This window comes from Bacillus sp. LNXM65, assembly GCF_002998575.1.
Taxonomy (GTDB): domain Bacteria; phylum Bacillota; class Bacilli; order Bacillales; family Bacillaceae; genus Bacillus.
This window is the reverse complement of sequence record NZ_PVRB01000001.1, coordinates 376,842-394,070: the sequence shown is the minus strand read 5'-3', so window position 1 is coordinate 394,070 and position 17,229 is coordinate 376,842. Positions and strand designations below refer to the sequence as shown.

The following is a 17,229-nucleotide window of genomic DNA, read 5'->3' as shown; positions in this document are numbered from 1 at the left end:
TATGAGAATTGCAGTCGATGCAATGGGGGGAGACCATGCCCCTAAAGCCATTATTGACGGTGTGCAAAAAAGCTTAACGGCATTTTCAGATATCGAGATTACACTTGTCGGCGATGAAAACAAAATCAAACCATACATAACAAATAACGAGCGCATCACGATTTTAGATGCAAAAGAAGTCATTGAACCGACAGATGAACCAGTGCGTGCAGTTAGACGTAAAAAGGATTCATCTATGGTGAAAATGGCGCAGGAAGTATCCGAGGGACGTGCAGATGCCTGCATCTCAGCAGGAAATACTGGAGCTCTCATGACAGCAGGATTGTTTATCGTAGGCAGAATCGACGGCATAGACAGACCGGCACTTGCTCCAACACTGCCAACACTTGATGGCAGCGGGTTTTTATTACTGGATGTCGGCGCAAACGTTGATGCGAAACCAGAACACCTAATGCAATATGCCATGATGGGATCAATCTACGCAGAGCGTGTCTTTCCAAAGAGCAATCCGCGCGTTGGATTGTTAAATGTAGGAACAGAAGATAAAAAAGGTAACGATCTCACGAAAAAAACCTTTGAATTATTAAAAGCATCAGACTTGAATTTCGTAGGAAATGTGGAGTCTCGTGATTTACTAGAAGGTGTTGCTGATGTTGTTGTCACAGATGGTTTCACAGGAAATATCGCCTTGAAAACGATTGAAGGCACAGCCCTTTCTGTATTTAAAATGCTGAAAGAAACATTAACATCCAGCTTCACAGCAAAAATAGCAGCTGGCATGATGAAGCCGAAATTGATGCAGATGAAGTCTAAAATGGATTACTCCGAATATGGCGGTGCCGCTTTATTTGGTTTAAAAGCACCTGTCATTAAAGCACACGGCTCCTCTGATGAAAACGCCATTTTTCATGCAATTCGTCAGGCACGTGATATCGTAGAAAAAGACGTTTCAGCCATCATTCATCAAGAAGTCCAAAAAGAAACCACGAACGAGTCTTAATGGAGGTAAAGCAGCATGACTAAAATTGCATTTTTATTCCCTGGCCAAGGCTCTCAAAAAATTGGCATGGGAAAAGATTTATTTGACCAAGAAGCGGTATCTAAAGCTGTATTTGAAGAAGCAGACAAGACCCTCGGTTTTGAATTATCTTCGATGATTTTTGAAGGAGATGCAGAAGAACTGACGCTCACTTATAATGCGCAGCCAGCTCTTTTAACGACAAGTATCGCCATCTTAAAGAAATTTGAAGAGAGCGGAATCAAAGCAGATTACGCAGCAGGACATAGCCTTGGTGAATATACGGCCCTCGTTGCAGCAGGCGCACTTTCGTTTCAAGGTGCTGTCTATGCAGTAAGAAAGCGCGGCGAATTAATGAACGAAGCTGTTCCAGCAGGAGAAGGCGCCATGGCAGCGATTCTTGGCTTAGATCAAGCGGCGCTTCTAGAAGTGACAAAAGAAGTGACAGAGAGCGGTCACCTTGTAGAACTCGCTAACCTAAACTGTCCTGGTCAAATCGTCATCTCTGGTACAGCAAAAGGTGTAGAACTAGCTTCAGAGAAAGCGAAAGAAAAAGGCGCAAAACGTGCGATTGCCCTTGAAGTGAGCGGACCTTTCCATTCTGCCTTAATGAAACCAGCCGCTGAAAAATTCACAGATGTTCTGTCAAAGCTAGACATTTCGGATGCCAAAACACCAGTGATCTCAAATGTAACAGCAGACATCGTCACATCTCGTGATGCTATTGAGACAAAGCTCATTGAACAATTGTATTCTCCTGTTCGATTTGAAGAAAGTGTGGAACGCCTCATTGATTTAGGCGTGACAACGTTTATTGAAATTGGTCCGGGCAAAGTACTTTCAGGCCTTGTGAAAAAGGTCAATCGCCGCTTGACAACCATTTCTGTTTCAGATCAGGAAACAATTGAAGCAGCTATTCAAACATTGAAGGAGGATTCTTGATGCTGACAAATAAAACAGCCGTTGTAACAGGTGCATCACGCGGGATTGGCCGTTCCATCGCGATCGATTTAGCGAAGAATGGTGCAAATGTTGTCGTCAACTATTCTGGAAACGAAGCAAAAGCAAATGAAGTCGTAGACGAAATCAAAGCACTTGGCCAGCAGGCATTTGCCGTTAAAGCTGATGTTTCAAATGCTGAAGAAGTACAAGCGCTCATGAAACAAGCAATTGACACATTTGGTTCAATTGACATCCTTGTCAATAATGCAGGGATCACAAAGGACAACCTGCTCATGAGAATGAAAGAAAATGAATGGGATGACGTCATTAACATAAACTTAAAAGGGGTCTTTAACTGTACAAAAGCCGTGACACGTCAAATGATGAAACAGCGCAGCGGAAGAATCATCAACTTGGCTTCAGTGGTTGGCGTATGTGGAAACCCTGGACAAGCAAACTATGTTGCAGCAAAAGCTGGCGTCATCGGGTTAACGAAAACAACAGCAAAAGAGCTGGCAACCCGTCATATTACAGTCAATGCAGTAGCACCAGGCTTTATTTCGACAGATATGACAGACAAGCTTGATGAGAATGTGCAGTCTGAAATGCTCAAACAAATCCCGCTTGCACGCTTTGGTGCACCTGAAGATATTAGCAACGTCGTTGTCTTTTTAGCTTCAGAAGGAGCAGGTTATATTACAGGCCAAACCATCCAAGTAGATGGCGGAATGGTTATGTCCTAAGAAATATCAAAATTTCATTAGGTTTTCTCTAGTTTTTTAAAAACGAATCAACTATAATACTTTGAGGGGAGGTGAAAGGCAATGGCAGACGTATTAGAGCGTGTATCAAAAATTATTGTAGACCGCCTTGGCGTTGATGAGGCTGACGTGAAAATGGAAGCTTCATTTAAAGAAGATTTAGGCGCTGATTCCCTTGATGTAGTTGAGCTAGTTATGGAACTTGAAGATGAGTTCGATATGGAAATTTCTGACGAAGATGCTGAAAAAATTGCAACAGTCGGTGACGCTGTGAACTACATAAATAGCCAGCAATAAGCGTAACAAAGTCCCGTCTATTTTCATGACGGGACTTTGAAAATTTATGTTAGTTTCAACACATTCAGCTGATCAATTGTCAGCCTTTTTCAGATGCTAAGGAGCAATGTTTCCTTGCATGTAGAAAGAGAGACTCCATATAATCAGTATCCTTAAAGGCGATTAAGCCTACCTGGAGGTTGCTATGCCAAAACACTATAAAGACAAACAGAAACAGAGCAAAAAACTAGAGCAATTTAGAGAGTTCCAGCAGCGCATTTCTGTACACTTTCAAAATGAAAAACTTCTATATCAAGCCTTTACGCATTCCTCTTATGTGAATGAACACCGGAAAAAGCCATACGAGGATAATGAAAGACTTGAATTTCTAGGAGATGCTGTTTTAGAATTGACGATCTCTCAATTCTTATTTGCGAAATATCCAGCGATGAGCGAGGGAGATTTAACGAAACTGAGAGCGGCAATCGTATGTGAACCGTCACTTGTGTCACTGGCACATGAGCTGTCCTTCGGAGACCTTGTTCTTTTAGGAAAAGGCGAAGAAATGACAGGCGGGAGAAAACGCCCAGCACTCTTAGCGGACGTATTCGAGGCGTTTATCGGAGCACTTTATTTAGATCAGGGGCTGGAGCCAGTGGAACGATTCCTAGTTGCCTATGTCTATCCGAAAATTAACGATGGAGCGTTCTCGCACGTCATGGACTTTAAAAGCCAGCTGCAAGAATTCGTTCAGCGCGATGGAAAAGGTGTACTGGAATACCACATCCTGCATGAAAAAGGACCAGCACATAACCGGGAATTTGAAGCAAATGTATCCCTTCGCGGAGAAGTGCTCGGAATTGGAAATGGCCGCTCTAAAAAAGAAGCAGAACAGCATGCTGCACAGGAAGCACTTGCTAAATTGCAGAAACATCATATGAACCAATAAAATCCCCCTCGTCATTCAGGGGGATTTCACTCTGTTTTCCATCATCTTTTTTCACTTCATATGGTAAGATGATAGTACTTTAAATACATAAGGAGGATCACTCTCATGTTCCTCAAACGTTTAGACGTGATAGGATTCAAATCTTTTGCACAGCGAGTGACCGTGGACTTTGTCAAAGGGGTCACAGCTGTTGTTGGACCAAACGGAAGCGGCAAAAGTAATATTACCGATGCCATCCGCTGGGTACTTGGAGAACAATCAGCGAAAAGCCTCCGCGGAGGAAAAATGGAAGACATCATTTTTGCAGGAAGCGACTCAAGAAAAAGAGTCAATCTAGCAGAGGTGACTTTAACATTAGATAACGAAGATCACTTTTTACCGATCGATTTTCACGAAGTCAGTGTGACAAGAAGAGTCTATCGTTCAGGAGAAAGTGAATTTCTCATAAATAATCAATCTGTCCGCTTGAAGGATATTATTGACCTTTTCATGGATTCAGGTCTTGGAAAAGAAGCTTTTTCGATCATCAGCCAAGGAAAGGTAGAGGAAATTCTATCAAGCAAGGCAGAAGAGAGGAGAAGCATCTTTGAAGAAGCGGCTGGTGTTTTGAAATATAAAACAAGAAAGAAAAAAGCCGAGAATAAACTGTTTGAAACGCAGGACAACTTAAACCGAGTAGAAGATATTCTGCATGAACTAGAAGATCAAGTAGAACCATTAAGAATGCAGGCATCTATTGCAAAGGACTATTTGCAAAAAAAAGAAGAGCTTGAAAATGTCGAAATTGCCTTAACTGTCCATGACATCGAAGCACTTCATGAAAAATGGACAACACTTGGTGAAGCTGTCGAGCGCTTCAAACAAGATGAAATGAAGCAGTCCACAGATATTCAAGCAAAAGAAGCCAAAATTGAAGAGTCAAGAGACCGCATTCAAGCGCTTGACGAATCAATTAATGACCTGCAAGAAGTTCTTCTTTTCACAAGTGAGGAATTAGAAAAGCTTGAAGGAAAAAAAGAAGTATTAAAAGAACGGAAAAAAAATGCAGCTGCAAACCAAGGACAGCTAGAAGAAACGCTCATTCGCTTAACTGAAAAGCAGACGCAGTTAACCGAAAAGATTCAGCAGCAGAAAATCACGCGGGACAGCCTTCAAAAAGAAGTGCAGCAGCTAAAAGATGAAGTGAAAACAAAGCAGCATCAACTGTCGCTCCATAGTGAAGATGTGGAAGGTCAAATTGAACAGCTGAAAAGCGATTATTTTGATCTGCTTAATGAACAGGCTACCATCCGCAATGAACGTAAATTACTAGAAGAACAGCAGCGCCAAGCGGCCATGCAGCTGGAGCGGCTCACGCAAAACAACCAAAAACACATCGAAGAACGTGTGTCTGTCAAAGAAAAGAAAATAGAAGCTGAGCAGCAGCTTTCCGCACTAGAAGAAGACATACTGGGTCAGGTCAAGCGCTTTAGGGAAGCGGAACAAAAGCTTGAGCAAATGAAACGTCAATACGAGAAAAAAGAAACGGCTCTTTACCAAGCCTATCAATATGTGCAGCAGGCAAGATCAAAAAAAGAGATGCTAGAATCCATGCAGGAAGACTTTTCAGGCTTTTTCCAAGGAGTGAAAGAGGTCTTAAAGGCAAAAGAGCGTTTAGGCGGTATTCACGGTGCCATTGCAGAGCTGATTCAAACAGATCAGCAGCATGAGACAGCGATTGAAATCGCGCTAGGCGCAGCAACGCAGCACGTAGTCACAGAAAATGAAGCAGCTGCGAGACAAGCAATTGCATACTTAAAGCAGCACTCCTTTGGACGTGCGACCTTCCTGCCAATGAATGTGATCAAAGAACGAACCATTCAGCATAGAGACGTCCAAACAGCTGAGAAGCATGCTGCATTTATCGGTGTAGCAAGTCACCTTGTTTCCTTTGATGAAAAGTATCAAAAAGTCATTCAGAACTTGCTTGGAACGGTACTTATCGTTAGAGACTTAAAAGGCGCCAATGAACTGGCAAAAATGCTTGGTCATCGTTATCGCATCGTGACCCTTGATGGAGATGTCGTGAACCCCGGCGGTTCAATGACCGGTGGCGGTGTAAAGAAAAAGAACAACTCCCTTCTTTCAAGAAACCGGGAGATCGAAACATTAACAAAGCAGCTCGTTGAAATGGAAGAAAAAACAACGATCCTTGAAAAAGAAACAAAAGAAACGAAGCAATTGATTGCAGCAAACGAAAGCCAATTAAACGAACTGCGTCAACGCGGAGAAACCCTTCGAGAAAAGCAGCAAGAGCTCAAAGGGAAGCTATACGAACTGCAAGTAGCCGAAAAAAATATTAATGCTCACCTTGAACTCTATGATCAAGAAAAAGAAGAATTGCAGCAGCGTTCTACTGAACTTACAGATAAGGACAAAACGCAGGCAGCCCTTGAAGTTTCAATAGGGGAGAAACTGACCACGCTTGATCAAGAGATCAATACATTAACAAAGCGTAAGCAGACTCAAAGCTCAACGAAAGAAACCATTTCTGCCGAATTAACAGAGCTGAAAATCTCGCTGGCCAAAAAAGAGCAGTCCTTAGCGAATGAACAAGAAAAGCTTTCGAGCTTAATGGCCGAATTAGAAGAGGCTGAACAAACGCTGATGGAAACAAAAGAAGACCTGTCACTCTTAACAAGTGAAATGACGTCTAGCTCAAGCGGAGCAGAACAGCTGGAAGAAGCGGCGAAAGAGAAACTGGAAAACAAAAACAAAACAACCGCACTTATTTCAGAGCGTCGTAAACAGCGCCTGGCTCTTTCTGAAACGTTAGAATTTGCTGAACATGAACTGAAAGAACAAAAGCGCCTTTACAAGCAGCTCACCACAAGCTTAAAAGATGAAGAGATTAAGCTTGGCCGTATGGAAGTTGAGCTCGACAACCTCATCGCTTATTTGAACGAAGAGTATGCTCTTTCGTTTGAAGGGGCAAAAGAGATGTATCATCTGACGTTATCACCAGATGAAGCAAGAAAACGAGTGAAGCTGATCAAATTAGCCATTGAAGAGCTAGGAACAGTGAACTTAGGCAGCATTGATGAGTATGAACGAGTAAATGAACGCTATCTCTTCTTAACAGAACAGCGAAACGATCTGACAGAAGCGAAAAATACATTATTCCAAGTGATCGAAGAAATGGATCAAGAGATGACAAAGCGCTTCTCTGAAACATTCTCGCAAATTCGCGGGCATTTTGAATCAGTTTTCCAAGCGTTATTTGGCGGCGGAAGAGCAGATCTTAAGCTGACAGATCCAAACGATTTACTAAACTCTGGCGTTGATATTGTCGCGCAGCCGCCAGGGAAAAAACTGCAAAACTTAAGCCTGCTTTCAGGCGGAGAGAGAGCATTAACAGCGATTGCTTTACTATTCTCTATTTTAAAAGTCAGACCTGTTCCATTCTGCGTGTTAGATGAGGTCGAAGCGGCGCTTGATGAAGCAAATGTTTTCCGCTTTGCGCAATATTTAAAGAAATACAGCCAGGAAACACAGTTCATTGTCATTACGCACCGTAAAGGAACAATGGAAGAAGCAGATGTGCTCTACGGCGTTACTATGCAGGAGTCAGGTGTTTCTAAGCTTGTATCCGTCAAACTAGAAGAAACGAAAGAGCTTGTCCAGTAATTAAAGGAGGTTTTTGAACCAAATGAGCTTTTTTAAGAAATTAAAAGAAAAATTTACGCAGCAAACCGATTCAGTATCAGAAAAGTTTAAAGATGGACTTGAAAAAACGAGAAACTCCTTTCAAGGAAGAGTAAACGAACTAATTTCTCGCTACCGTAAAGTCGATGAAGACTTTTTTGAAGAATTAGAAGAGGTTCTGATCGGCGCGGATGTCGGTTTCACAACGGTGATGGAACTGATTGATGAGCTGAAAAAAGAAGTGAAACTAAGAAACATTCAAGACCCAAGTGAAGTACAATCGGTCATCTCTGAAAAACTGGTTGAAATCTACAATAGCGGAGAGGAACAAATCTCTGCGCTGAACATCGAAGAGGGCCGATTAAATATCATTTTATTTGTAGGTGTCAATGGCGTTGGGAAAACAACGACTATCGGCAAACTTGCGAATAAGCTGAAAAATGAAGGGAAATCCGTCATTTTAGCAGCAGGTGATACGTTCCGTGCCGGTGCGATTGAGCAGCTTGAAGTATGGGGAGAGCGTTCAGGTGTCCCTGTTGTCAAACAGACGGCTGGCTCTGACCCTGCAGCGGTGATCTATGATGCCGTTCAATCAGCAAAAGCGAAAAATGCGGATGTCCTTATCTGTGATACAGCAGGAAGACTGCAAAACAAAGTGAACTTGATGAAAGAGCTAGAGAAGGTCAAGAGAGTCATTGAACGCGAGGTTCCAGATGCACCGCATGAAGTGCTGCTCGCTCTTGATGCAACAACGGGTCAAAATGCGATGGCACAAGCGAAGGAATTTTCTAAAGCGACGAATGTGACAGGAATTGCTTTAACAAAGCTTGACGGGACTGCAAAAGGCGGGATTGTCCTTGCAATTCGAAATGAGCTGAACATCCCCGTGAAGCTTGTCGGTTTAGGTGAAAAGGTAGACGATCTGCAAGAATTCGATGCAGAATCGTATGTGTATGGATTATTCTCAGACGTGATTGATCAAGAGGACTAACAAAAATGCCGGCAAAACTGCTGGCATTTTTATTTATACGCCGCTTTATGGAGTGACAAGATAAAAACTTGACACACAGTAGAGAACCGTGTAAACTTAGTTGATGTAAAGGGAATGAACTTAACAAAGGGGAGAGAGCCCATGACGCTTGAAAAAACAACGAGAATGAACTACTTGTTTGACTTCTATCAATCGTTGTTAACCGCAAAGCAAAAGAGCTACATGTCGCTTTACTACCTAGACGATTTTTCCCTCGGTGAAATTGCGGATGAATATGAAGTATCAAGACAGGCTGTTTATGATAATATTAAACGGACTGAAGCGATGCTTGAACAATATGAAGAAAAGCTGCTCTTGTTTAAGAAATTTAAAGAGCGTAAAGAACTTCTCAAAAAAATGAGAGAGCTCGTAGCAGATTCCGCTCAGACGGAAGAAGCAGAAGCTTTAATTGAATCGCTTGAGAAATTAGATTAGGAGGCGGCACAGTATGGCATTTGAAGGATTAGCCGACCGACTGCAGCAGACGATTTCAAAAATCCGCGGCAAAGGAAAAGTGTCAGAGCAAGATGTAAAAGAAATGATGCGCGAGGTACGCCTTGCCCTTCTTGAAGCTGACGTCAATTTTAAAGTAGTCAAAGACTTTGTGAAAAAAGTAAGCGAGCGGGCAGTTGGACAAGAGGTGATGAAAAGCCTTACCCCTGGACAACAGGTCATTAAAGTTGTAAAAGAAGAACTCACTGAATTAATGGGTGGGGAAGAGAGTAAAATCGCTGTAGCGAAAAAATCTCCGACAGTCATTATGATGGTTGGTCTTCAAGGGGCAGGTAAAACAACCACAACTGGGAAGCTTGCCAATTTACTTCGCAAAAAACATAATCGCAAGCCGATGATGGTGGCTGCAGATATTTACAGACCAGCAGCGATCCAGCAGCTTCAAACGCTGGGGAAACAGCTTGATATGCCTGTGTTTTCATTAGGTGATCAAGTCAGCCCTGTCGACATTGCCAAACAGGCAATCGAAAAAGCGAAAGAAGAACACCACGATTATGTCATTTTAGATACAGCAGGACGCCTTCATATCGATGAAGAATTGATGGATGAACTTCAGAAAGTAAAAGAAGTAGCGAGTCCAGAAGAAATTTTCCTTGTTGTTGACTCTATGACAGGTCAAGATGCTGTCAATGTAGCAAAAAGCTTTAATGAACAGCTTGGTTTAACAGGTGTCGTTCTAACGAAACTAGACGGGGATACACGAGGCGGGGCAGCACTTTCCATTCGAGCTGTCACCAATACGCCGATTAAATTCGCCGCACTAGGAGAAAAGCTGGATGCGATTGAACCATTCCACCCGGAGCGGATGGCATCAAGAATTCTTGGCATGGGAGATGTGCTTACACTTATTGAAAAAGCACAGGCAAACGTTGACCAAGATAAAGCGAAAGAGCTTGAACAAAAAATGCGGACCATGAGCTTTACGCTCGATGATTTCCTCGAGCAGCTTGGGCAAGTTCGTAATATGGGTCCACTTGATGAATTGATCCAAATGATGCCGGGAGCCGGTAAAATGAAAGGGCTCAAAAACGTCCAAGTAGACGAAAAGCAGCTCAATCACATCGAAGCGATCATTAAATCAATGACGACCGAGGAAAAAGAACAGCCAGAGGTCATCAATGCAAGCCGAAGAAAACGGATTGCAAAAGGAAGCGGAACATCTGTACAGGAAGTCAATCGCCTTTTAAAGCAATTTGACGAAATGAAAAAGATGATGAAGCAAATGACCAACATGTCCAAAGGGAAGAAAAAAGGCTTTAAATTACCATTTATGTAATTGGTTATACATGATAAAACCGTTGTTAAGAAAAAACACTTTACAAACCCTTTTATCATTGTTAATATACTATCTTGTTGAAATATTTTCGGAGGTGCTAGTAAAATGGCAGTAAAAATTCGTTTAAAACGTATGGGATCAAAAAGATCTCCTTTCTATCGTATTGTTGTAGCAGATTCTCGTTCACCACGTGACGGTCGTTTCATCGAAACAGTTGGAACATACAATCCAGTGTTATCACCAGCTGAGGTGAAAATCAACGAAGAATTAGCGCTTAAATGGCTTCAAAATGGTGCGAAACCATCTGATACAGTTCGCAACCTTTTCTCAAGCCAAGGAATTCTTGAAAAATTTCATAATGCGAAAAACAGCAAATAATGAATGAGCTGTCCTTGGAAGAATTGATTGTGTCCATCGTCGAGCCACTTGTTGATTTCCCTGAAGATATTCACATATCTTCATTAGAAAAAGATGAGCAAGTGATTTACACACTGTCTGTCAATGCTGAAGATACCGGAAAAGTGATCGGAAAGCAGGGACGTACAGCAAAAGCGATACGAACAGTCATGTTTGCAGCAAGTGCAGAGTCTTCTAAGAAAGTTCAACTTGAGATTGCTGACTAAAAAGGGAGAGGGCTTAGGACCTCCCCTTTTTTTACACGTTTAAATCTATTTTTCGTTATACTGTAGAGGACAAATGCCTTCGGATAGGGGGACAAAAAGGAAGATGCAGATCATTCAACATGTCACCGTCATGCAAGTATTAACTGAAAGCAGTAAGGACAAACTGTTAACGACTTTTTTGGAGAAAAAAGAAAGACTAGAACGTGAGTGCAATCAACTATATTTTCAACTGAAAAAACATGAAAAAGAACCACATCAGCAAGAAGCCATCCCTCAATTTCAAAAAGCCATCGATAAACGGCAGGAGAAGATCCAGCAAATTGACTTTCAAGTAGAGCAGCTGCATATTTTGCCGCTTGGGAGTGAAATGAAAGAGACAGAAGTGGATGCGCTGGTTGAAGTGAAAATAGGTGATAAATGGGATGACAAGATGCAAGATAATGTCATCGTCGTGAAAGACGGCACCATTGTGGAAATACGTCAGGGGTGATTGAGAACATGGAACAAGAATGGTTAAATGTTGGAAAGATTGTTAATACACACGGAGTTCGCGGAGAAGTACGCGTCGTGTCAAAGACAGATTTCCCAGAAGAGCGATACAAAAAAGGAAGCGTCCTCTATATTTTTAAGCAAGGTCAAGGGGAGCCGCTGAAAGTCACTGTCGCATCACATAGGCAGCACAAACAGTTTGATTTGCTCACATTTGAAGAAATTAGCTCATTAAATGAAGCAGAGCTATTGAAAGAATCAATCTTAAAAGTAGAAAAAGAACATCTCGGCTCTTTAGATGAAGGAGAGTTTTATTTCCACCAAATCATTGGCTGTGAAGTATACGATGAAGATGATCAGCTTGTCGGTCAAATCAAAGAGATTTTAACACCAGGGGCAAATGATGTCTGGGTTGTCGGAAGAAAAGGTAAAAAAGATGCCTTGATTCCTTATATCCCATCTGTCGTCAAAAAGATCGATATCTCATCCAAAACCATACACATTGAAGTGATGGAAGGACTCATTGACGAATGAAAATCGACTTCTTAACACTTTTTCCTGAAATGTTCGAAGGTGTGCTCCACTCATCGATCTTAAAAAAGGCACAGGAGAAAGAAGCTGTCTCATTCAATGTTGTCAATTTTAGAGAGTATTCGGATCATAAGCATAAAACAGTAGATGACTATCCGTATGGCGGCGGTGCTGGTATGGTACTGAAAGCACAGCCCGTATTCGATGCGGTAGAAGATTTGACGAACAAAGCAAGCAAGAAGCCCCGAATTATTCTTGTCTGTCCTCAAGGAGAAAGATATACGCAAAAGAAGGCAGAGGAACTTGCAAAAGAAGAACACCTTATGTTCATTTGCGGCCATTATGAAGGCTACGATGAGCGCATCAGGGAGCATCTTGTCACAGATGAAATCTCAATCGGAGATTTCGTTCTCACAGGCGGAGAGCTGCCAGCGATGATGATTGCAGACAGTGTGGTCAGGCTTTTGCCTCATGTGCTTGGAAAAGAAGCGTCTCACATTGAAGATTCATTTAGTACAGGTCTGCTAGAGCATCCTCACTATACAAGACCAGCCGATTATAAAGGACTAAAAGTGCCGGATGTGCTCCTTTCTGGAAATCATGCCAAAATAGAAGAGTGGCGGCGCAAAGAATCTTTGAAGCGAACTTATACAAGACGGCCAGATTTGATCGATTCTTGCAAAACGTTAACAGAAGAAGAAAAAAGATGGCTTTGGCAGCTTCATAATGACTAGATTGTATTGCACACTGCATATAGGTATGGTATGATACTACTTGTGACTTGGACGGCTTGCCGATTCAAGTTTGAAAACGATGTTCCGCTGCAATGAAGAAAGAGGACATGAGCATCTGTTGGAAGGAGTTGAAAACGATGCAACATTTGATTGAAGAAATCACAAAAGAACAATTACGCACTGATCTTCCTGCGTTCCGTCCTGGTGACACTTTACGTGTACACGTTAAAGTTGTCGAGGGTACTCGTGAGCGTATCCAGATCTTTGAAGGTGTTGTAATTAAGCGTCGTGGTGGTGGAATCAGCGAAACTTTCACAGTTCGTAAGATTTCTTACGGTGTAGGCGTTGAGCGTACATTCCCTGTACACACACCAAAAATCGCTAACATCGAAGTTGTACGTCACGGTAAGGTACGTCGTGCGAAACTTTACTACCTACGTGAACTTCGCGGTAAAGCGGCTCGTATCAAAGAAATCAGACGATAATGATATCAAAAGAAAGAGCTTGTTACCTGTAACAGGCTCTTTTTTTGTACAATGTATAGAGATAATCGATAGAAGAGAAGGTGCACATATGACGATTCAATGGTTTCCAGGCCATATGGCAAAAGCAAGACGTGAAGTCACAGAAAAATTAAAGCTCATCGACATCGTATTTGAATTAACCGATGCTAGAATTCCGATGTCCTCTAGAAACCCAATGATCGAAGAAATCCTTCAGAACAAACCCAAAATCATGCTATTAAACAAAGCAGATAAAGCGGATCCTCGTGTGACAAAGGAGTGGCAGGCGCACTTTGAGCAGCAAGGTGTTCGGTCACTTGCTATTAACTCTGTCGATGGACAAGGGTTAAATCAGATCATCACAACTTCAAAAGAAATCTTAAAAGAAAAATTCGACCGCATGAAAGCAAAAGGTGTCAAACCGCGTGCAATCCGGGCGCTGATTATCGGAATTCCCAACGTCGGGAAATCGACCTTAATCAATCGTTTAGCGAAAAAGAACATTGCCAAAACAGGAGACCGGCCTGGTATTACCACCTCACAGCAATGGGTGAAGGTAGGTAAAGAACTTGAACTGCTTGATACACCTGGAATCCTCTGGCCTAAGTTTGAAGATGAGCAAGTAGGACTCAGGCTAGCGGTGACTGGAGCGATCAAAGATTCTATCATCAACTTACAGGATGTCGCTGTGTATGGACTTCGCTTTCTAGAAGAGAACTATCCAGAGCGATTAAAAAAACGCTATGACCTGGCGGAGATCCCTGAAGATACGGTTGAGCTGTTTGATGCAATAGGTACAAAGCGCGGCTGTCTCATGAGCGGTGGATTTATTAATTACGACAAAACCACCGAAATCATTATTCGGGATATTCGAACAGAAAAATTTGGTCCCCTCACTTTTGAGAAGCCTGAAAGCTAAAAGACACGCAGCTCATGCGGGTCTTTATTTTTTGCGGAAAACTGCCGATATAAAGAAGGAGGCTGACGAAAAGCTGATGTACACGGTGAAACAAATAAAAGAACTGATAGAAAAGCATTCGCAAGACGAGTCATACATTCGTGAGCTGGTAAAAGATGATACGAGAAAAAGTGTCCAAAAACTGATAGAGAAGTGGCACAAAGAGAGAGAAAAGCAGCAGCAACTTCGTGCAGCATGGAATGAAATGCTGCAATTTGAAAACAAAGCTAAGGCGCAGGGATACACATGTATTGCTGGAATAGATGAAGCAGGAAGAGGACCGCTGGCAGGCCCCGTTGTCGCAGCCGCTGTCATATTAAAGGAAGACACAGTCCTGCTCGGTTTAAACGACTCAAAGCAATTATCTGAGAAAAAAAGATTGGCGTATTATGACCTGATCCAAAAAGAAGCACTTGATATCGGAATCGGCATTGTTGATGCGGCTACGATTGATGAAATCAATATTTACGAGGCATCAAGACTGGCGATGGTGAGAGCGGTGGAGCAGTTAACTCATATACCTGATTATCTACTCATAGATGCCATGACGCTCCCGCTTCCTATTCACCAAGAGAATATCATCAAAGGAGATGCAAAAAGTGCGTCCATCGCAGCTGGTGCATGTATTGCAAAAGTGACAAGGGATCAGATGATGGAAGAATACGGGCGTAAGTACCCTGAGTATCAATTTGAAAAACATAAAGGGTACGGAACAAAAGAGCATCTGGCTGCCATTCAAACACATGGAGCTGCCCCAATCCATCGATTATCGTTTGCGCCAGTGAAATCCGTTATATCATAAATTTTTGACCTAAGGAGGCTGCCTGTGATGACAAGAGTTGAGGACATACATACAGCACTGAATAGCCGGTTAAGTGCGGCAGAATCTGTTACATTAAACACCGAAGGAAAGGAAAATGTGCATCGGCTGATTCTCGGTAAAGTACTGAAAATGCTTGGAGATGATACAGCCCTTGTTCAAATAGGCTCAACAAAAATAAAAGCACAGCTAGCGGCTCAGCTCAAAGCAGACGCATTTTATTGGTTCCAATTTGAACAAGAGGGTGGAGGCAGCCTCAATAAACTAAGGCCAGTACAGCAATTTGATCAAGACCCTAAGACATTAAAGGATGCAGCTGCCAAACTATTAGAAGGTCTCTCACTTAAAAACGGACTTGAAAACATCCTAACAGCCACAGCTTTTTTAAAAGAAAAATCCGTTATCAACGAAGCAGAGTTAAAAACGGCAGTGAAGTGGATCGAACAGCTTCAAGGAGCTGATGTGAAAAAAGGTCTTCAGGCACTCCTATTTGCTTTAAAAAAAGACTTGCCGATCCAGGAAGGAGTGCTTCAATCAATTTTAGCCGTGAAATCATCCTCTGCTCTTCATCAGGATATGACAGCGTTGCTAGAACGATTAACACAGCTCCCGAAGCACTCAGACGCCACACAGGCCCTTACACAAGCCATTCGATCAGTCATAGATGCTGAGACGACCGTCCATGCAGAAAAGCTCTTATCGGTCCTTCTAGCAGCGAGAGAAGGGGCGGCGAAGCAAGGAGGCAGTCTACCTGTAACGCCTCAGCCCAATCTGTCTCAGCCAAAAGAAAATAGCCAAACTCCAATCGCTCAAGAGCGTCAGACGACCCAAGTTCTTCAAACTAACGTGCAGCAGTCAACAAGTCCAAAAGAGCTGCAAATCCCGCTTCAGCAAATTGAGCGGATAATGGCAAGTTTGACGAAGCAAGGTGCAGACGGGCAGCAAGAGCCTAGCTTAAAACAGCTCACGTCATTGCTGCAAGGGCTTCAGCAGGCAGGATCTCAGCCTGACGCAAAAGCATCCGTGCTTCAAAAAGAATTTCCGTTCCTGTCAAAAACAGAGGCGAAAGCATTGGCTCAGGTGGTGCAGCAGACGGAACCCGCATTAAGCAATAAAACCGATGTGCTCGATTTACTCATGACGATGAAAAAGGCAATAGGTGTACGAGATGAAATCGGTATGCTGAAACTACTCGAAAAAGGCAGCCAGGATGTAAAAAGTCAGGAGCTTCACCAATTAAAGCTCGTCTTAAATGATGTGAGGCAGGCTGATTTACCAGAACCCGTAAAAAAAGAAGTCGATCAATTGTTTCATAGATTGAACGGGCAGTTATTTGTGCAGCAGGAGAACCAAACCATCAGCCAAATGATGGTCTCTTATCCGCTCTTTTCAAAACATAGTGTTCAAGATTTAACCTTTATTCTAAAAGGACATAAGAAAAAAGATGGCTCTATTGATATTTCTCAGTGCCGTCTCATGTTTTACTTAAACATGGAAAACCTCGAAGAGACATTAATCGACTGTACGATTCAGCAAAAGGTCATGTCAATTACAGTTGAAACCGGTCATGAACTTCAAGGAACCATTAATCCGATGATTCCAGCTGTTCGGGAGAATTTAAATGCCTTAGGATACAGTCTAACGGGAATTACAGCAAAGAAGAGACAAGAGCCAGTAGATCCGTCTCACTTTCTAGATGAACACTTTCATAAAATCAGCGAGAAAGGGCTGGACTTACGAGTATGAAGGATTCAAAACCGCTTAGAAGGGCGGTCGCTCTACATTATGATGAAGAAAAACAAAAGGCGCCAAAAGTCGTCGCAACAGGGAGCGGCTATGTGGCAGACCATATTATTGAAGAAGCAAAAAAGTCGGGAGTTCCTATCCAAGAAGACCGTAATTTAGTCGAACTCATGCGCCATTTAACACTTGATGAGGAGATCCCTGAAGCGTTATACGATACTGTAGCAGAAATATTTTCGTTTATCTATAGGTTAGATCAAAAAATGAAAAAATAAGGAAAAATAAGTGATTTGGCTGAAAAATTTATATTTTTAATAAAATAAAAGTTTGAATGTTTAGAAGGATTTTACGATTTTACATAGAACCCTAGACATTCTCT

General features: G+C 42.3%; 19 protein-coding genes. All 19 read left to right on the top strand.

Translation table 11 applies throughout. The features are described from left to right. The first annotated feature begins 1 nt into the window (after window position 1). Window positions 2-1,000: a phosphate acyltransferase PlsX gene (plsX, locus tag C6Y03_RS01930; protein ID WP_034662420.1), complete on the top strand. Its 999-nt coding sequence runs from the start codon at window positions 2-4 to the stop codon at window positions 998-1,000. Between the two features lie 15 nt (window positions 1,001-1,015). Continuing rightward, window positions 1,016-1,960 carry an ACP S-malonyltransferase gene (fabD, locus tag C6Y03_RS01925; RefSeq protein ID WP_060596233.1) on the top strand — a complete coding sequence of 315 codons (945 nt, stop codon included), beginning with the start codon at window positions 1,016-1,018 and terminating at the stop codon, window positions 1,958-1,960. Next, window positions 1,960-2,703 (top strand): 3-oxoacyl-[acyl-carrier-protein] reductase, encoded by a 744-nt coding sequence (fabG, locus tag C6Y03_RS01920; RefSeq protein WP_060596235.1) that lies wholly within the window; start codon window positions 1,960-1,962, stop codon window positions 2,701-2,703. Before fabD ends, fabG begins: the two co-directional genes overlap by 1 nt. Window positions 2,704-2,784: 81 nt before the next feature. Next, on the top strand, window positions 2,785-3,018 hold the full coding sequence (acpP, locus tag C6Y03_RS01915; RefSeq protein ID WP_003212028.1) for an acyl carrier protein: 234 nt from the start codon (window positions 2,785-2,787) through the stop codon (window positions 3,016-3,018). 184 nt (window positions 3,019-3,202) lie between these two features. Then, entirely contained in the window at window positions 3,203-3,946 is a 744-nt protein-coding gene (gene rnc / locus C6Y03_RS01910) for a ribonuclease III (RefSeq protein WP_060596236.1), read from the top strand. 105 nt (window positions 3,947-4,051) lie between these two features. Next, window positions 4,052-7,612, top strand: a complete 3,561-nt coding sequence (gene smc / locus C6Y03_RS01905) for a chromosome segregation protein SMC (protein WP_106038751.1) — start codon at window positions 4,052-4,054, stop codon at window positions 7,610-7,612. A 22-nt stretch (window positions 7,613-7,634) separates the two neighbouring features. Further along, on the top strand, window positions 7,635-8,621 hold the full coding sequence (gene ftsY, locus C6Y03_RS01900) for a signal recognition particle-docking protein FtsY (protein ID WP_060596238.1): 987 nt from the start codon (window positions 7,635-7,637) through the stop codon (window positions 8,619-8,621). A gap of 141 nt (window positions 8,622-8,762) precedes the next feature. Next, complete coding sequence (locus tag C6Y03_RS01895) at window positions 8,763-9,095, top strand: putative DNA-binding protein (protein ID WP_012009935.1); 333 nt, start codon at window positions 8,763-8,765, stop codon at window positions 9,093-9,095. A 13-nt stretch (window positions 9,096-9,108) separates the two neighbouring features. Beyond that, window positions 9,109-10,449: a signal recognition particle protein gene (gene ffh, locus C6Y03_RS01890; protein WP_066030917.1), complete on the top strand. Its 1,341-nt coding sequence runs from the start codon at window positions 9,109-9,111 to the stop codon at window positions 10,447-10,449. 105 nt (window positions 10,450-10,554) lie between these two features. Further along, window positions 10,555-10,827 (top strand): 30S ribosomal protein S16, encoded by a 273-nt coding sequence (rpsP, locus tag C6Y03_RS01885; RefSeq protein WP_003212139.1) that lies wholly within the window; start codon window positions 10,555-10,557, stop codon window positions 10,825-10,827. Then, entirely contained in the window at window positions 10,827-11,072 is a 246-nt protein-coding gene (locus C6Y03_RS01880) for a KH domain-containing protein (RefSeq protein ID WP_106030835.1), read from the top strand. Before rpsP ends, C6Y03_RS01880 begins: the two co-directional genes overlap by 1 nt. Before the next feature lie 103 nt (window positions 11,073-11,175). Then, entirely contained in the window at window positions 11,176-11,562 is a 387-nt protein-coding gene (locus C6Y03_RS01875; RefSeq protein ID WP_050945054.1) for a YlqD family protein, read from the top strand. Between the two features lie 8 nt (window positions 11,563-11,570). Beyond that, on the top strand, window positions 11,571-12,095 hold the full coding sequence (gene rimM / locus C6Y03_RS01870) for a ribosome maturation factor RimM (protein ID WP_060596242.1): 525 nt from the start codon (window positions 11,571-11,573) through the stop codon (window positions 12,093-12,095). Next, window positions 12,092-12,826: a tRNA (guanosine(37)-N1)-methyltransferase TrmD gene (gene trmD / locus C6Y03_RS01865; protein ID WP_012009939.1), complete on the top strand. Its 735-nt coding sequence runs from the start codon at window positions 12,092-12,094 to the stop codon at window positions 12,824-12,826. Before rimM ends, trmD begins: the two co-directional genes overlap by 4 nt. Window positions 12,827-12,963: 137 nt before the next feature. Further along, complete coding sequence (rplS, locus tag C6Y03_RS01860; protein ID WP_003212364.1) at window positions 12,964-13,311, top strand: 50S ribosomal protein L19; 348 nt, start codon at window positions 12,964-12,966, stop codon at window positions 13,309-13,311. A gap of 88 nt (window positions 13,312-13,399) precedes the next feature. Continuing rightward, window positions 13,400-14,248, top strand: a complete 849-nt coding sequence (gene ylqF / locus C6Y03_RS01855) for a ribosome biogenesis GTPase YlqF (RefSeq protein WP_060596244.1) — start codon at window positions 13,400-13,402, stop codon at window positions 14,246-14,248. 76 nt (window positions 14,249-14,324) lie between these two features. After that, window positions 14,325-15,089 carry a ribonuclease HII gene (locus tag C6Y03_RS01850; protein ID WP_066030916.1) on the top strand — a complete coding sequence of 255 codons (765 nt, stop codon included), beginning with the start codon at window positions 14,325-14,327 and terminating at the stop codon, window positions 15,087-15,089. Window positions 15,090-15,116: 27 nt separating this feature from the next. Next, the gene (locus tag C6Y03_RS01845) at window positions 15,117-16,853 is read left to right on the top strand and encodes a glycosyltransferase (protein WP_066030915.1); all 1,737 of its coding nucleotides are present in this window, start codon (window positions 15,117-15,119) and stop codon (window positions 16,851-16,853) included. Then, window positions 16,850-17,125, top strand: coding sequence for a FlhB-like flagellar biosynthesis protein (locus C6Y03_RS01840; protein WP_003211418.1), 276 nt, complete (start codon window positions 16,850-16,852; stop codon window positions 17,123-17,125). Before C6Y03_RS01845 ends, C6Y03_RS01840 begins: the two co-directional genes overlap by 4 nt. The last annotated feature ends 104 nt before the right edge of the window (window positions 17,126-17,229 follow it).

Bases quoted from the DNA above. Each gene is read 5' to 3' on its own strand.
- plsX (WP_034662420.1), top strand. From the start codon at position 2: ATGAGAATTGCAGTCGATGCAATGGGGGGAGACCATGCCCCTAAAGCC.
- fabD (WP_060596233.1), top strand. From the start codon at position 1,016: ATGACTAAAATTGCATTTTTATTCCCTGGCCAAGGCTCTCAAAAAATT.
- fabG (WP_060596235.1), top strand. From the start codon at position 1,960: ATGCTGACAAATAAAACAGCCGTTGTAACAGGTGCATCACGCGGGATT.
- acpP (WP_003212028.1), top strand. From the start codon at position 2,785: ATGGCAGACGTATTAGAGCGTGTATCAAAAATTATTGTAGACCGCCTT.
- rnc (WP_060596236.1), top strand. From the start codon at position 3,203: ATGCCAAAACACTATAAAGACAAACAGAAACAGAGCAAAAAACTAGAG.
- smc (WP_106038751.1), top strand. From the start codon at position 4,052: ATGTTCCTCAAACGTTTAGACGTGATAGGATTCAAATCTTTTGCACAG.
- ftsY (WP_060596238.1), top strand. From the start codon at position 7,635: ATGAGCTTTTTTAAGAAATTAAAAGAAAAATTTACGCAGCAAACCGAT.
- C6Y03_RS01895 (WP_012009935.1), top strand. From the start codon at position 8,763: ATGACGCTTGAAAAAACAACGAGAATGAACTACTTGTTTGACTTCTAT.
- ffh (WP_066030917.1), top strand. From the start codon at position 9,109: ATGGCATTTGAAGGATTAGCCGACCGACTGCAGCAGACGATTTCAAAA.
- rpsP (WP_003212139.1), top strand. From the start codon at position 10,555: ATGGCAGTAAAAATTCGTTTAAAACGTATGGGATCAAAAAGATCTCCT.
- C6Y03_RS01880 (WP_106030835.1), top strand. From the start codon at position 10,827: ATGAATGAGCTGTCCTTGGAAGAATTGATTGTGTCCATCGTCGAGCCA.
- C6Y03_RS01875 (WP_050945054.1), top strand. From the start codon at position 11,176: ATGCAGATCATTCAACATGTCACCGTCATGCAAGTATTAACTGAAAGC.
- rimM (WP_060596242.1), top strand. From the start codon at position 11,571: ATGGAACAAGAATGGTTAAATGTTGGAAAGATTGTTAATACACACGGA.
- trmD (WP_012009939.1), top strand. From the start codon at position 12,092: ATGAAAATCGACTTCTTAACACTTTTTCCTGAAATGTTCGAAGGTGTG.
- rplS (WP_003212364.1), top strand. From the start codon at position 12,964: ATGCAACATTTGATTGAAGAAATCACAAAAGAACAATTACGCACTGAT.
- ylqF (WP_060596244.1), top strand. From the start codon at position 13,400: ATGACGATTCAATGGTTTCCAGGCCATATGGCAAAAGCAAGACGTGAA.
- C6Y03_RS01850 (WP_066030916.1), top strand. From the start codon at position 14,325: ATGTACACGGTGAAACAAATAAAAGAACTGATAGAAAAGCATTCGCAA.
- C6Y03_RS01845 (WP_066030915.1), top strand. From the start codon at position 15,117: ATGACAAGAGTTGAGGACATACATACAGCACTGAATAGCCGGTTAAGT.
- C6Y03_RS01840 (WP_003211418.1), top strand. From the start codon at position 16,850: ATGAAGGATTCAAAACCGCTTAGAAGGGCGGTCGCTCTACATTATGAT.